Origin of the sequence: Bacteroides sp. M10, from assembly GCF_014334015.1 — a bacterium.
Taxonomy (GTDB): domain Bacteria; phylum Bacteroidota; class Bacteroidia; order Bacteroidales; family Bacteroidaceae; genus Bacteroides; species Bacteroides intestinigallinarum.
On sequence record NZ_CP060488.1, the window covers coordinates 1,497,104 to 1,513,666 of the forward strand.

Below are 16,563 nucleotides of genomic sequence, written 5' to 3' on the forward strand. Positions count from 1 at the left end.
TAAACGCTGCAAAAAATAGAATATTTGCTTCAAACATCGCTGTGAACTCCTGTAGGGTGCATTCTTGTCATTTTATGAATCATTTGTATAGAACAAAAAAATCACGATAGACTAATTTTGTCTTATAATAAAAACAACTACCTATTCTTATATTAATCACATAATTATATATTTGAACCATGAAAATTAAAACTATCAGTTTTTCTCTAGTTATTATGATGTCCTCCCTTTCGGGATGTACGGATACAATGGAGGCAAAAGACAAAGTCGAACTATGGTATGAACAGCCTGCTAAAGAATGGATGAGTTCTGTACCGGTAGGAAATGGTCGTCTCGGGGCAATGGTATTCGGCGGTATTGAAGAAGAAACCATCGCACTGAATGAATCAAGCATGTGGTCAGGACAATATGACGAAAATCAAGAAATTCCTTTCGGAAAAGAAAGAATGAATGAATTAAGAAAACTCTTTTTCGAAGGAAAAATACAGGAAGGAAATCAGATTGCAGGAGAATTTCTGCATGGCAACGGACATTCTTTCGGCACACATCTTCCTATTGGTGACTTGAAACTTACTTTCAGCTATCCGGAAGGTACGGTTAGCAATTACCGTCGTTCGCTCGACCTGACTACAGCTGTCAGTACAACCAGTTACACAATAGGCGACATTAATTATGTGCGCGAATGTTTTGCTACCAATCCGGACGATGTACTTGTATTACGGATGTCCGCCAATAAAAAGAAAGCCATTCATGCAAAACTGTCATTAAGCATGTTGCGGGAATCCGAACTCTCAACCGATGGCAATCAACTGATTTTCGACGGAACTGTTAATTTCCCCAAGCAAGGTCCCGGCGGTGTGAGTTTTCAGGGACGCATCGCTGTATCTGCACCTAACGGAACATTACAGGCTGAAGATTCTACTATATCTGTAAACAATGCCGATATGCTGACTATCGTAATAGATGTACGCACCAATTACAAGAATAACACTTATCAATCTCTTTGTAAAGAAACTGTAGCTAAAGCTGAAAAAAAAGCATATAAGAAACTGAAGAAAGCTCATATCAATGATTATTCTTCTCTTTTTGACCGTGTTTCCCTGAAGTTGGGAACGGGAGAATACAATAACCTGCCAACTGACAAAAGATGGGAACAAGTGAAAAAAGGTGGATATGATCCTGGACTTGACGTATTACTTTTCCAGTATGGACGTTATCTGCTGATTGCTTCTTCACGGGAAAACTCACCACTTCCGGCTGCCCTACAGGGCTTCTTCAATGATAATCTGGCTTGTAATATGGGATGGACAAATGATTATCATCTGGATATCAATACACAACAGAACTATTGGATAGCGAATGTAGGTAATCTGGCAGAGTGCCATCTTCCCCTTTTCAAATATATCAAAGACTTATCTATCCATGGAGCCAAAACTGCTCAAAAGATATATGGATGTAAAGGATGGACAGCACATACCACAGCCAATATATGGGGATACACAGCTCCTTCTGGAAGTATCCTCTGGGGATTATTTCCAACAGCAAGCAGTTGGATTGCCTCACATCTTTGGACTCAATACGAATATACGCGCGACAAAGATTATCTGGCAAAAACCGCCTATCCTCTGCTAAAAGGAAATGCAGAATTTCTTCTCGATTATATGGTCGAAGATCCCAATACAGGCTATATGGTAACAGGACCCAGTATATCACCAGAAAATTCTTTCCTTTACGAAGGTAATAATTTATGTGCGTCAATGATGCCCACCTGTGACCGTGTATTAGCTTATGAAATATTCAATGCCTGCATTCAGTCATCACAGATTTTAGGTATCGACCAATCATTCAGTGATAGCTTGCAACAGGCCCTCAAAAAGTTTCCTCCAATCCGTCTGCGTGCCAACGGTGGCGTACGGGAATGGTTGGAAGATTACGATGAAGCAAGCCCTAATCATCGCCATACTTCACACTTACTGGCTCTTTATCCTTACGAACAAATTTCATTGGATAAAACCCCGGAACTCGCAGTAGGTGCACGCAAAACCATCGAAGACCGTCTAGCTGCAGAAGGTTGGGAAGATACGGAATGGAGCCGTGCCAATATGATATGTTTTTATGCCCGGTTGAAAGATGCTAAAGAGGCCTATCAAAGTATACTTACTCTCGAGAGTATATTCACACGAGAAAATTTATTGAGTATCTCCCCTGCTGGTATTGCCGGAGCACCTTATGATATTTTCATTCTTGACGGAAACGCAGCCGGAGCAGCTGGAATAGCAGAAATGTTAGTACAAGGCCACGAAGGGTATATTGAATTCCTACCTTGTCTGCCGGAACAATGGAATGTGGGAAATTACAAAGGCTTGTGTGTCAAGGGAGGAGGAGAAGTTTCTGCCGACTGGAATCAGTCTTTAATTAATGAAGCAACTCTGAAAGCTATTGTTGACAATACATTTACCGTAAAAGTTCCACAAGGAAAGGATTACACGATTACGCTGAATAACAAACAGATCGACCCAGCAATTAATAATGGATTGATTACCGTTTCCATGAAAGCTAAAGATATATTAAAATTCAAATAAGTAAGTTTATGTACAAAATCATCACTTTCTTCCTTTTCCAGATATGTGTCTTGTCCGTATTATCAGCACAAGAAACGATTTTTGTGAAAGCAAAATCCGACGACGCGACTCCGCGTCTGCAAACTGCCATAGAACAAGCACGTCGCTTGAAAGGGAAGAAAGTAGTGATACAACTGGAACAAGGAGACTATCATTTATATCGTAAAAGTAGTTCCAAACAAATTTACTTTATTTCCAACACTGCTTCCAAAGAAGAGAATCCGGATCCTACCAAACATATCGGTCTTTGGATAAAAGATATGAAAAATCTCGTCATTGATGGGGGTGGCGCACATCTGATTACACACGGAGAAATGACTTCTTTCGTCATAGACCAAAGTAAAAATATAACACTTCGAAACTTTACACTGAAAGCGGCTGATCCTTCGGTTACGGAAATGGAAGTTATCGATACAACGACCTACACAGCTACTTTTAAAATTCATCCCAATGACCGGTATGAAATTGTGGATAAACAAATCAAATGGTTAGGAACAGAATGGAGTTTTACCGGAGGAATCGCTCAAACATTTGATTTGCATACTAATATAACAAATCGTTGTAACCTGCCTACCGATCATGCCGTTTCCCTTACCGATATCGGGAATCATCAGATACACGCGATATACGACCAGAAAAAAACGTTATATCCGGGAGAAATATTTCAGATGCGGAATGCCATCCGGGACCAAGTCTGTGGATTTATTCATTTAAGCAAAAACATTGCACTTGAACATCTGAATCTGCATTTTTTAGGAAATTTCGGAATCGTAGCCCAATATTCAGAGAATCTGACTTATAAATATTTAAACTGTGAACCAGAATATGGCAGTAACCGTACCTGTGCCGGTTTTGCCGATTTTGTGCAAATGTCCGGATGTAAAGGAAAGATTTGTATTATCCATTCCCGCTTTGAAGGAGCACAAGATGATCCGGTCAATATACACGGCACTCATCTAAAAGTTATCGCTTACGAACCGGGAAATAAAATATCAGTTCGTTTCATGCACCCACAGTCTTACGGATTCAAGGCTTTCTTTCCCGGAGATGAAATTGAATTTACCAACGTACATTCATTGCAATGTCTACATAAAGCATCCATACGAAAAGTAGAGAGAGTAAATGACTATGATTGTAAACTTACGCTAGATGACTCCATTCCTTCTGCCCTACAACAACAGGAAGTAGTAGTGGAGAATATCACTTGGACACCGGAAGTAGAAATCCGCAACAATTATTTTGCCCGGACACCAACAAGAGGAATACTCGTTACAACTCGCCGAAAAGTCGTAATTGAAAATAATGTGTTTTATCGAACCCCGATGAGTGCCATTGCTGTTTCCGATGATGCCCGCAGCTGGTATGAATCAGGTCCTGTGTACGATCTAACCATCCGAAACAATCATTTCATAGAATGTGGAAGTCCGGTTATCAGCATTGCTCCTGAAAATGACCACCCAAACGGGACTGTTCATAAAGGAATCCGCATCGAAAAAAATCGTTTTACACTGAAAGATAAACTGGCTATCTATGCCCGTTGGACAGATAATATCCAAATTTCAGGTAATTATTTCGAAGGAGTTTCCCCTATTTCCACAAAAGAGTCTGTTTTATTGAAGCATTGTACAAATGTAGAGAATGACTAGAGTTATTGGGTATATATTCTGTATGAACAATATACCCAATCCACTGAAAAATAATCAAATGAATGGCTTTAATATCAACCTATCTCCCGGCAGAGTCTTAAGATCTGATATCGTTTTCTCCTTTCCGTTCTGAATTAATTTTACCTTTTGTTTTCCCCAAGGATTACGCACAGAGCAATTACCGCCTTTTTCACTGGTAATACAAACCTCATGAACTTCCCCATCTTTTAGGACTGCATCTACCAAAAAAAGCACCTCTGACATGCAAAGAAACAAAATACGCACCTTTATTTCTATCCCAATTAGGAAATAAAATAATCTGTCCGCTATAACTCTACATAAGGCATTCATTAATAACTACCGGTAAAGCAAAATCCTCAAACCAGATTCCCATATTACCCATATAAAAATAATCAGTCTGATCGTTATATCGACCACCTATCTGCATAACTGCATCCGTTGCCGTTTGATTGGGTAAAGTGGCATATCTCACCTGATGTTTAAACTTTTCCAAATCAAGCATACCTATTCTAACAGCCTGTAAATTAAGGAATACAAGATCATTTCCACCTTCATTCTGATGTGCACGGAGTGTATTTATCAAACGTTGTTTCACATCGGAAGGTACATCTATTCCGTATTCTTCACCTGGAAATACATTTGTCAGATTCGCGGGCACATTATATATGATCTGATCCTTTTCACCCGGCACAGAAACATATATATCACCATACCTAGAAGAATTATATATAGGATATGCGGGCATATTGGTCAAAATATGCTTAACTTGTTTAATCAATATCCGCTCCTTTTTTGTCACATTCAAAACTTGAGTGGCTTTCAGATAAGCGTTGAATATAAATTTACTTAAAGTGATGTCTATCTGCGTATCATTATTAAATTTAAACCCTGGCTGCAATCCATAAAGTTCGTGAGGGACAGACGGAAATATATGATACCTATCATTTCCCCATTGATTCCCTTTAGCATCTTTACGACTCACGTAATCTACCAAAAACAAAACAGCATCTTTCATTGGAACAAACGCCCGTTTTTCTACTAAATCTACATAAACCAGATTCTTGTCTAAATGATTGCTGGAAAAAGTAACCCCTTCTTTCACAGATGGATTTTATTGTCAGCACCTACATATTTACCATCTATATCCGAAAAGCAGTGCGGATCGATCATCGTGTGATATAACGCTGTATAAAAAGTAGTTTTATCCGCTTCGTTTCCCTCTATCTTTATTTTCGACAATGCTTGATTCCACATCTTCCGCGCATAAGCAGAAACTCTGTTGAAATCCCAGATGTTTACCTTTCATCACTTTTGCGTGTGGATGAATAACAGCCTTCCTGATATATCGGCAATAATTTTTATCGTCATTTGATTCATTCTTACGGGAAGTACCTTCGGGAATGTCTGCACTCCACACACCGAAATCTTCTAAAGGACGACTAAATAAACAGTATAATTTCCCTGACCTTCACCATTTCCCCAACCGCTATTTTCGGGAGTGCATCTCATCCACCCCCGAATAACATAATCATCAACAACCTCAATGAATTGTTCGCTGGAAGTTTCTCCTATACGACGTGCCAAATCAATCTGTATACGAGATTCTTCATGTTTGGGATACGTAAAGCGTATCATCCCCGAACGCGGTGCTGCAGTTAATTCCACCTTAATATCATAGTCGTCAAGTTTCACCTTATATTTATCAACATGTGACGACTCCGTTTCATGAGAAAATCTGGAACGATAACTTTCTTCCGGATTTTCTTCTGTTCCTTTGAAAGTGTGAAGTTTGCCTGTAATGGGCATAACCAGAAAATTACCCAAATCTCCATACCAACCAATGCCGCTCATGTGAGTAAAGCTAAATCACTCGATAGTGGAATGATGATAAGAATATCCCAAACCGTTGTCTCCTCCCGTTTTCGTATCCGGACTTAGCTGTACTAGACCAAAAGGAGTATATACCCCTGGAAAAATTTTACCTAACCCAAAGTCTGTATTTACTACATTATCTAGTGCAGTGGCTCCGATCATCTGATTTACATAATCAACAAATTCTTAAGCATTTGTCTTTAGCGGTAAACAACCTTTCAGTAGAAAGAATCCACCGATCAGTAAAGAAAGTAATCTGCTTATGTTTTCCATGTTTACAATTATAAGTACAAATAACGATACAAAGATAGAAGAGAAACGATGTGTGCTAAAATACAAATGCGCCTATTACTGATACAAATGCGTCATCCTTGTCATGCCAATAACAGAGCGAAGCAAAAAATAAGGCCGTTCCAACATTTTGAAACAGCCTTATTTTTTGCATATCCTTTAAATCCTACAACCCCAATTCAGCCGAAATCTCCAGCATCCGTTGAATCGGCTTCACTGCTTTCTCTGCCACTTCAGGATCTACCGTAATTTCCGGTGCTTCATTCTTCAGACACTCATACAGCTTCTCTAACGTATTCAACCGCATAAAGCTACACTCATTACATCCGCACGTACTATCGTTCGGAGGAGCGGGGATAAACGTTGTTTGCGGACACTTCTTCTGCATCTCATGCAAGATACCCGATTCGGTAGCCACAATATATGTATTTTCAGGATGATTCACGGCATACTTCAACAGGGCAGCCGTAGAACCTACCACATCCGCCAGTTTCAACACCGTACTCTTACATTCGGGATGTGCCAATACCAAAGCTTCGGGATGCTGTGCTTTCAGTTCCACAATCTTTTCAACCGAGAATTGTTCATGCACATGACAGGCTCCGTCCCAAAGTAACATATTCCGGTTCGTAACAGAGTTAATATAATTCCCCAGATTCCTGTCCGGACCAAAGATTATTTTCTCATCTTTGGGGAAGCTTTCCACAATCTGCTTTGCATTGGTGGAAGTCACCACTACATCTGTTACCGCTTTCACGGCAGCCGTCGTATTGACGTACGAAATAACAGTGTATCCCGGATGCTCTTTGACAAACTGCGCAAACTTATCTGCCGGACAACTGTCGGCCAGCGAACAGCCTGCTTCCATGTCGGGAACCAACACTTTCTTTCCCGGACAGAGCACTTTCGCCGTCTCACCCATGAAGTGAACACCACACATCACAATAATATCCGCTTCCGTTTTTGCCGCCCATTGAGCCAGTGCCAGACTGTCGCCAACGTAATCGGCGATGTCTTGTATTTCACCCTTCTGGTAGTAGTGACCCAGAATGATTGCATTCTTTTCTTTCTTCAGCTCGTTAATAGCCTTTATTAGTTCATTCATTATTATATTCTTTTTTCTTTCCTTCTAAAAAAAATCCTTTGTTAGTAATGATAGCCTGTTAATAGTGTTAGCAAATAAATCCGTTTTTTCTTGCCGGATAAGTTATTAGTCCATGCTTCTACTTTATGAGTCCGTTATGAACGGAAAAAAAGAAGAAGATATCCTATCTATTCACTTCATTATCAATGAGAGTACCGACAATAGACAATTTGCTATTAACTCCCTGTTGATAAAGTGCAAAGTTAAAAACTTTATGGATATAAACGGATAGATAAGTGCTGAAAAATATGTTTATGTCTGCATGGAAAGTTTTGATTTTATTTTTTGGAATGTTCATAACGAGTGCCTCATATATCTTCTTTTGAATAATGCAAGAATTATTTTTCAAAATCTTTGCCGATAGTTTTGACAGGTTTTAAACCGTTATCAACATCTCTGTTAACAGAAAAGAATTACCTTTGTAGCAAGAACGTAATAAAAGAAAAGACGTATGCGTAAACTGAAAATAACAGAGCTGAACCGTATCAGCGCCGAAGAGTTCAAACAGGTTGAAAAACTGCCTCTGGTAGTAGTGCTGGACGATATTCGTAGTTTGCACAATATAGGTTCTGTGTTCCGCACTTCGGATGCATTTCGTATTGAGTGCATTTATCTTTGTGGTATAACAGCCACTCCTCCACATCCTGAAATGCATAAGACAGCTTTAGGAGCAGAGTTCACTGTTGACTGGAAGTATGTTAATAACGCTGTTGATGCTGTTGATAACCTCCGAAAAGAGGGGTATATCGTTTATTCCGTAGAACAAGCGGAAGGGAGCATCATGTTGGATGAACTTGAACTGGATAAGACGAAGAAATACGCCATCGTGATGGGAAATGAAGTGAAAGGAGTACAACAGGAGGTTATTAACCATTCAGACGGCTGTATAGAGATTCCTCAATATGGTACGAAGCACTCCTTGAATGTTTCTGTAACTACCGGTATTGTAATTTGGGATTTGTTCAAAAAGCTACGTTAGCAGCTTAAAACCGCATTGGTTAATAAGTAGTTGATAACTGGTGGATAATGTAGTTAATTCACTTATAATCAATATATATAAAATTGTTCATAAGTATAGAATCCAAGTGATGTAATTATACTCTTTGCAGGATATATAGATGCTGTTTACAGGGGATATATATTCTGCGTATTGGACATATATGCGCTGCACGTTGGATATATAGTTCCTGTAAGTAGCATATATAGCTCTTGCACATTGCTTAGATTTGCCCGTTCTCCACCATCAACACTACACGTTCCGTTAGTTTGTCTTCACCTTGCGGATCATATTCTTTTTTTAAACTGGCTCCGAACAATGCGGCAAATGCCTGATAGAACCCTGCTTTGAAAGGTCCCATAAATGCTTTCACCAGTTCATAACTAGTCTGGTTGCTCTGACGGTCCACTAACTTTATCAATAGTTTTCCTTGTGTAAAAGAGAGCTTCTTCATTCGGGCGGTATATTGATCTTTCAAGCCTTTCTCAACCCGTTTGATATGTTTTTGGCGAGCTTTTTCATTTGGTAATGTTTGGAGATATTCGTAAGTTTCGATGATAGCTTGGTTAATTTCCCTGGAGATAGGATATACCTTTTTCACGTTACGAATCAACCGGTAATATTCCTGGCGTTCTTTTTCATTTTTGAATTTAAGAGGTTTGAAGATGTACACAGTCGGTAACTGGATAGATGGGATTGTATCTCCGTTGTAGATGCACATCGGAACCAAATATCCATTAATGCTTTGTTTTTCCTGCGCTTTCAAATGCGTTGAACAGTAAACAATAGCAAACAGTGTCATTACTACTATGTTAAGCCTTCTTTTCACGATACAAAAATAGAATTAAAATTTTATTATTCAGACATTTCTCTTCGATGTTAACCTATTTAAAGTATCTTTGCGGCCTTATCTGTTAAAAAGCAGGAAGAATAAAACATTTTATTGATGAAAACTATTCAACTTTTACGGTTGATAAGTATTATAAACAGCCTGTTAATAATTCCTGCTTGTAGTGCTCAAAACCCTTCTGAAACTGTTTTAGAAGATATTCTTGAAGATTTATCTGTTAATAATGATACTGATAACTCTGTTAATACACTCAATTGGGAAAATGAGTTGGAAGAACTTTCCAATCGTTTGCAGGAACCGGTTAATTTAAATGCTGCGACCCGTGAACAACTTCGTCAATTTCCTTTTCTAAGTGATATACAAATCGAACATCTGCTGGCTTACATCTATATACACGGACAGATGGAAACGATCTACGAACTTCAGCTGGTAGAAGATATGGATAAGCAAACAATCCAGTATTTACTGCCTTTTGTCTGTATAAAAGCTATTAACAATGAACCTGTTTTTCGGTGGAAAACTATGTTGAAAAGTGCAGGTAAGTATGGGAAGAATGAACTGTTAACTCGCTTTGATATACCGTTTTATAAGCGAAAAGGTTATGAACATACCTATTTGGGACCTTCTGTTTATAACTCTGTGAAATACAGTTTCCGGTACAGTGACCGGCTTTATGCAGGAGTCGTTGCTGAAAAGGATGCCGGAGAGCCTTTTGGAGCTTTGCATAATCGCTATGGTTATGATTATTATTCCTTTTATCTGTTATTAAAAGATTGTGGACGGTTAAAAGCGTTGGCTGTTGGTAACTATCGTCTTAGTTTCGGACAAGGCTTGGTGATTAGCACCGATTATCTAATGGGAAAAACAGTCTACGCTTCTTCTTTCAACAGCCGTAGTGGCGGGATAAAGAAACATTCTTCTACCGACGAATACAACTATTTCCGAGGAGTAGCTGCCATTGTTTCTTTGGCAAAAGATTGGGATATTTCCGGTTTCTATTCACATCGTTCTCTAGATGGAGTAATCACTGATGGAGAAATCACCTCTATCTACAAAACCGGGCTGCATCGAAGTCAAAAGGAAGCGGATAAAAAGAACCTGTTCACCATGCAATTAACAGGTGGAAATGTGAGTTATCAACACAACCGTATCAAACTGGGTATCACTGGTATTTACTACCTTTTCAACCGATCTTATGAACCGGAATTAACAGGTTATTCCAAATACAATCTTCATGGAAACAATTTCTATAATCTGGGGATTGATTATGCCTATCGCTGGCATCGTTTTTCTTTTCAAGGAGAGACGGGCATAGGAAAACAAGGTTGGGCCTCTTTGAACCGTTTGCAGTATTCACCGGTTCAAAACACTCAAATCATGTTGATACATCGATTCTATTCATATAATTATTGGGCTATGTTTGCCCATTCATTTGGTGAAGGAAGTACCACTCAAAACGAACAGGGGTACTATATCGGATTGGAAACTTCTCCTTTTGCTTATTGGAAATTCTTCGCTTCATTTGATTTATTTTCGTTCCCGTGGAAAAAATACCGGGTTAATAAACCTTCTCGTGGAACAGATGGTCTGGTTCAAGCTACTTTCACTCCACACAGCAATTTATCCATGTATCTAAAGTATCGCTATAAACAAAAAGAACGTGACTGGACAGGCAGTAAAGGAACACTAACACTTCCTATTTTTCATCATCAACTTCGCTATCGTTTGAACTATTCTTTAGGAGATGTGTTAAGCAGTCGTACAACTTTAGATTATAATCATTTTCATTCTCAGGACAGAGCTGCTAATAAAGGATATCAGGTTACACAAATGATATCCTCCCAACTGCCTTGGGCCAGGCTGTTTGCTGACGTTCAGGGCAGTTACTTTTTTACAGACGATTATGATTCGCGTGTATATATCTCGGAAAGCGGATTGCTTTATACGTTTTACACTCCGTCCTTCCAAGGGCGTGGATTCCGGTGTACGTTTCGTTTGCGATATGAACTGAACAAACATTTCCTGTTGATAACCAAGTTCGGCGAAACCGTCTATCTGGACCGTAATGAGATAGGTTCCGGCAACGATTTGATCTGTGGAAATAAAAAAGCAGATATGCAAATGCAACTGCGTATCAAGTTTTAGGCTATCTTTGTGCAGAACTAATTGGAGAAATTAGTAGACAAAGTGAGCAGTTTAATTTTGCGGTGTTAACTAAGAATGATTAGTTGATAAAGTGGTAAATTGTAAATGATAAAATTAGAATAAGATGACTATTATTTTTCCTTCACCCATCTTCGGCCCTATCCATTCCCGCCGTTTGGGCGTTTCTTTGGGAATCAATTTATTGCCGGACGACGGTAAGGTTTGTTCATTCGACTGCATTTATTGTGAATGTGGTTTCAATGCCGAACATCGTACGAAGAAGCTTCTCCCTACCCGTGAAGAAGTTCGTGCGGCTCTTGAAGAAAAACTGAAAGATATGCAGGTGAACGGTCCCGCTCCTGATGTACTGACCTTTGCCGGAAACGGTGAGCCGACTGCGCATCCCCACTTCCCGGAAATTATAGAAGATACGCTTGCGCTCCGTAATCAGTATTTCCCGAAAGCAAAAGTGAGCGTATTGAGTAATTCTACGTTTATTGATCGTCCTGCCGTGTTCGAAGCATTGAACAAGGTAGATAATAATATTCTGAAACTGGATACAGTGGATGAAGAATATATCCATCTGTTGGACCGTCCTAACGGAAAATATTCTGTGAGAAAAATCATCGAAAAGATGAAAGAGTTCAAAGGAAACTGCATCGTACAAACGATGTTTCTGAAAGGAGGTTATCAGGGAAAGGACATGGATAATACATCTGATAAATATGTGCTTCCCTGGATAGAAGCAGTGAAGGAAATCGCTCCCCGTCAAGTGATGATTTATACGATTGACCGGGAAACACCCGACCATGATTTACAGAAAGCTACGCATGAAGAATTAGACCGTATTGTAGCTTTACTGGAGAAAGAAGGGATTTCGGCAACAGCTTCTTATTAAAATCTATGTGGTAGATATACCTGTGCCGAAAAGAAAGTAGTCAATGAGGCTACGGGTAATTTGAGTCTGATCCGGTAAATCCTTTCTTCACATAATCTTTTGGCAATATCCCGAATTGCTTCTGGAAGCAACGGGCAAAATACGAAGGATTATTGAATCCGACAATGAAACAAACCTCATTGATCCGGTATTCTCCTTCGCGCAGAAGTTCTCCGGCTGTTTTGAGCCGTATCAACCGGATATAATCATTGGGAGGCATTCCGGTCAGCCCTTTCAACTTACGTTGCAGATTGGAACGGCTGATTGCCATCTCTTCCGCCAGCTTGTCAATCGTGAATTCCTCATTGGTGAAGTTGCGGGTGATAATCTCATTGACCGTATTGATCCATTTCACATCAGACTTATTCATCAGCGTCTGATCGTACGACATATTCGGCACACTTGTGAAGTGATTGAACAACATACGCCTGTTTTCCAGCAGATTGTTGATCGTGGCTTTCATGTGATTCAGTGAGAAAGGCTTCTCTATGTAAGCATCCGCACCATAGTCGAGACCTGCGATCTTTGAATCAATGCTGTCGAGTGCCGAAAGCAAGATGAACGGGATATGACAAAGCATATTGTCGGAACGAATCGACTTTAATAATTCGAATCCGTCCATATAAGGCATGACGATGTCACTGATAATCAAATCCACCGTTGTTGTTTCCAGACATTCCAATGCTTCCTTACCATTGGTAGCCGTATGAATCGTATAGGCATTTCCCAGATTCTTAGCCAGAAATTCCAGCATATCCGTCGTATCCTCCACGACGAGCAGAGAATAACCACCGGGTTCGGCTTCTTCTTCCAGAGCGGCTACCTTGTCCGGTATGGAAGTGACGGCGTGGACTGCCGGAATACTTTTCTCCAAATAAGGAATTTCGACGCACACTTCGCAACCATCGGTATAATTAGGGTTGATATAAACTTTCCCATTATGCTTTTCGACCAATAATTTAACCAGGCTTAGCCCGATACCTACTCCCGATCCGTTATTACCGGCATTTCCCACCTGATAAAACGGTTCGAACACCTTACCGCATTCCTCTTGCGGAATTCCCGGACCGTCATCGCGTACACAAATAGAAAGAATACGTCCTTCGGAAGACAAATGTTCGTCCATAATCACCCTGATGCAGGTACGGGCATATTTCATGGCATTGGTCAGCAGATTGCTGACGATTTTCGTTAAAGCCTCCTGATCTACATTATATTGCAGATGCTCCTCGGGCAGGGAAACACTGAAAGATATTCCGGTCAGGGAGATGGCACGGAAACGATCGATGATATCCTCAATCATCCGGTTAATATCTACTTCATTGAATGAAAGTGTATATCCTTCCTTATCCACTTTGCGGAAGTCGAGCAGTTGCTTGATAAGCTCCATCAGCCGGTTGGTGTTCTTCCGTATCACAGACAGGTTACTCTCTACTTCACTGTTCCATTCATGCATTTTCAAAATAGCTTCCAGCGGGGCCTTGATGAGGCTTACCGGAGTCTTAATCTCATGTGCCACCTGTGTAAAGAACGTAATCTTCGACTGAAACAATTCCTGATTCTTGATTTGCTCCATCTCTTTCATCTTTCTTAATTTCACGGCCTGTTGCTTACGCAGATAAAGCCTTACCAGAAAATAAGTGAAGCCACATGCAATTAGTAAATAGAAAATCTTGGCGTAGATCGTCTTCCAGGGTGGAGGAAGAACTTCAATATGCAGACAGCAGTCGTCATTACTCCAATATTCATCGTTGTTACTCGATTTCACACGGAACGTATATTCACCCGGAGGCAGGTTGAGAAATGATACGTTATGTTTGTCCGTGTATATCCATTCCTTGTGGATGCCGTCCAGTTTGTAGGCATATAAATTCTTGCTGGGAGCCACATAACTTAGACTTTCAAATGTGATGTCGAACGAAACTACCTGATAAGGAATAGTCACCTGTCCGCTAAGGGCAGGAATACGTTTGCTAAGGCTCACCTTATCATCGGGACTGTGCATATACACTGCCGAAATAGATGCCGTAGGCTTTACCTTATTGATCGATAATTTGAACGGATAGAAACTATTGAATCCATTCACCCCACCGAAATAAAATTTCCCGTCACGGGCTTGCATGGAAGAGCGGAAATTGAACTGGTTACTTTGCAATCCGTCTTCAATGGTATAAAGTTGTGCCCGCTTGTTTTGCGGCTCATACCGGATCAGCCCCCTGTTGGAAGAAAGCCAATAGTTACCCGATTGATCGTCCAGTATGCCGTAAATGATATTGTTCGGCAGATTCTCTTTGGTGGAGAAATTTTCAAAACGGTCCTCCTGGTAGTGATAACGGCAGATGCCGCCTCCCTCGGTACAAAACCATAGATTCTGTTTATGATCGATATACACACGAATGACCCAGTTGCTACACGGAGAAGCGGGATTAGCCGGATCGTTACGGTAATTGTGCAGCTTACCGGTCTGGCGGTTGTAACGCCAGATACCGTCCCTTTTACTTGCCAGCCATAAGTCCCCATACTGGTCTTCCACCATATCGTAGATAAAGATATGACTTAAAGGTTCCAATGTCCGGAACGAATCACTGTCCGGATCATATTGGCAGAATCCGGACAGAGTGCCCAGATAAATACTGCCATCTTTCGTTTGATAAATGGAGTAGATATGATCGTTAGGAATGGAATGTGGGTTAGTACGGTTGTGGCGATAGTTCTTCGTTTTTCCCGTTTGGATATCCAGGATATATAATCCCCGGGAGAAACTGCCGATCCATAACTTTCCTTCGTTGTAGAGCAGCGCATGGATATTGTGATAACCGATATTGAGATTACTGCTTTTCAATAGATGATTCTTAAACTTCCTCGTGCGGGGATCGAAGAGATTCAATCCTCCGTCTTCAGTAGCAATCCAGATATTACCATCGGGATCTTCACAAAACTGGCTGATTACATTTCCCGAAAGAGAATTCGTACCATTGGGATAATACCACTCGATATCCTTATGTTTGGGAGACAGGTAACTCACTCCACTGAAATAACTCCCGATCCAAATTCCCCCTTCCCTGTCTTGATAACAGGCATAGATGCTTTCCTTGTTCTGTTCATCGTCAGTTGGCAGACACTCTCCTGTGGCAGTGTTGAAGGTATAAAGCCCGTCGTCGGAGCCAAGATAGAAAGAATTGGCCGTCCGTTGAAACAGGGTACGGATGCGCGGAATGGTGAGAGTATCCCCTTCTCCGAAGTAATAGCGGAATTGCCCCGTTTCCTTATTGAAACGTGCCAGCCCTCCATACCAGGTACCCGCCCATAGCACTCCCTGCGAGCTTTCCATCAAAGAGATAATCTCGTTGCAGGCAGGGCGTCCGAAAGAAGTCTCTTCGGATATATACCCTGTGAAATTGTCCGTACGCTGGTTATACTTTGCCAAACCGTTCCGGGTGCCTATCCAGATCGTCCCGAACGAGTCGTTATAAATCACCCACACATGATTATCCGGTAATGAATGAGGATCGGAAAGAGAATGTAGATACTGCCTCAACGTACCTTTTTTCTCATTGTAGACAAACAATCCGTTGGTTGTTCCAATCCATAACTGCCCGTCATTGTCATAAGCCATTCCGAAGACACTGTTGACTGTCACCCCGTCTTCCGTCTGTTTGTCGAATACGGAGAATTTCTCTTCCTGCGAGTCGAATAAATACAGCTTTTCCGTGCTTGCCACCCAGATCTGATTGTTATCCTGATGGCGGCAGATGGTTACTATATTCATATAACTGTTTCCGCCGTTTTCTGACGAATGTCCGTAGTTGGTAAACTCGATACCGTTGAAACGATTCAACCCGTCCTGTGTGGCAAACCACATATATCCGATGCTATCCTGAAGGATGCTCCGGACACAATTGCCCGATAACCCTGATCTAACGTCATATTTCTTGTAGATATTGGCGAAGACCAGAGAAACCGATGCCAGCAATATACATATAGACAAGATGGATCGTTTCATAATTTCCCTTCTTTGTATCTCCTGTTTATAGGCAAT

General features: G+C 40.7%; 11 protein-coding genes and 1 pseudogene. 5 read left to right on the forward strand and 7 right to left on the reverse strand.

Annotated elements, in window-relative coordinates; genetic code table 11:
* Positions 1 to 179 precede the first annotated feature (179 nt).
* Positions 180 to 2,582 carry a glycoside hydrolase N-terminal domain-containing protein gene (locus H8796_RS05435; protein WP_117933335.1) on the forward strand — a complete coding sequence of 801 codons (2,403 nt, stop codon included), beginning with the start codon at positions 180 to 182 and terminating at the stop codon, positions 2,580 to 2,582.
* A gap of 8 nt (positions 2,583 to 2,590) precedes the next feature.
* Positions 2,591 to 4,267 carry a right-handed parallel beta-helix repeat-containing protein gene (locus tag H8796_RS05440; protein ID WP_117933337.1) on the forward strand — a complete coding sequence of 559 codons (1,677 nt, stop codon included), beginning with the start codon at positions 2,591 to 2,593 and terminating at the stop codon, positions 4,265 to 4,267.
* Positions 4,268 to 4,601: 334 nt separating this feature from the next.
* On the opposite strand, the gene H8796_RS05445 is transcribed toward H8796_RS05440, so the two are convergent.
* From H8796_RS05445 to nadA, 5 genes and pseudogenes are all read right to left on the reverse strand, one after another.
* Positions 4,602 to 5,390, reverse strand: a complete 789-nt coding sequence (locus H8796_RS05445; protein ID WP_117933341.1) for a hypothetical protein — start codon at positions 5,388 to 5,390, stop codon at positions 4,602 to 4,604.
* Positions 5,387 to 5,542 (reverse strand): glycoside hydrolase domain-containing protein, encoded by a 156-nt coding sequence (locus H8796_RS25340; protein ID WP_233530325.1) that lies wholly within the window; start codon positions 5,540 to 5,542, stop codon positions 5,387 to 5,389. The genes H8796_RS05445 and H8796_RS25340 overlap by 4 nt, the downstream gene beginning before the upstream one ends.
* Positions 5,490 to 5,705 (reverse strand): hypothetical protein, encoded by a 216-nt coding sequence (locus H8796_RS25345; RefSeq protein WP_233530329.1) that lies wholly within the window; start codon positions 5,703 to 5,705, stop codon positions 5,490 to 5,492. Before H8796_RS25345 ends, H8796_RS25340 begins: the two co-directional genes overlap by 53 nt.
* Positions 5,706 to 5,716: 11 nt before the next feature.
* Positions 5,717 to 6,322, reverse strand: a pseudogene (locus tag H8796_RS25350) (hypothetical protein).
* Positions 6,323 to 6,617: 295 nt separating this feature from the next.
* A complete protein-coding gene (gene nadA / locus H8796_RS05455; protein WP_117933343.1) occupies positions 6,618 to 7,556 on the reverse strand; it encodes a quinolinate synthase NadA in 939 nt (312 codons plus the stop codon).
* 490 nt (positions 7,557 to 8,046) lie between these two features.
* Here nadA and H8796_RS05460 point away from each other — a divergent pair, with 490 nt between their 5' ends.
* Positions 8,047 to 8,574, forward strand: coding sequence for an RNA methyltransferase (locus H8796_RS05460; protein ID WP_117933345.1), 528 nt, complete (start codon positions 8,047 to 8,049; stop codon positions 8,572 to 8,574).
* Between the two features lie 241 nt (positions 8,575 to 8,815).
* Here H8796_RS05460 and H8796_RS05465 read toward each other — a convergent pair whose 3' ends face one another.
* Positions 8,816 to 9,394 carry a DUF4294 domain-containing protein gene (locus H8796_RS05465; RefSeq protein ID WP_117933347.1) on the reverse strand — a complete coding sequence of 193 codons (579 nt, stop codon included), beginning with the start codon at positions 9,392 to 9,394 and terminating at the stop codon, positions 8,816 to 8,818.
* 144 nt (positions 9,395 to 9,538) lie between these two features.
* Between H8796_RS05465 and H8796_RS05470 the strand changes: the two genes are divergently transcribed.
* Positions 9,539 to 11,587 (forward strand): helix-hairpin-helix domain-containing protein, encoded by a 2,049-nt coding sequence (locus H8796_RS05470; RefSeq protein WP_117933349.1) that lies wholly within the window; start codon positions 9,539 to 9,541, stop codon positions 11,585 to 11,587.
* 124 nt (positions 11,588 to 11,711) lie between these two features.
* Positions 11,712 to 12,485, forward strand: a complete 774-nt coding sequence (locus H8796_RS05475; protein WP_007762636.1) for a radical SAM protein — start codon at positions 11,712 to 11,714, stop codon at positions 12,483 to 12,485.
* A gap of 49 nt (positions 12,486 to 12,534) precedes the next feature.
* On the opposite strand, the gene H8796_RS05480 is transcribed toward H8796_RS05475, so the two are convergent.
* Positions 12,535 to 16,527: a hybrid sensor histidine kinase/response regulator transcription factor gene (locus tag H8796_RS05480; RefSeq protein WP_117933351.1), complete on the reverse strand. Its 3,993-nt coding sequence runs from the start codon at positions 16,525 to 16,527 to the stop codon at positions 12,535 to 12,537.
* Between the last annotated feature and the right edge of the window lie 36 nt (positions 16,528 to 16,563).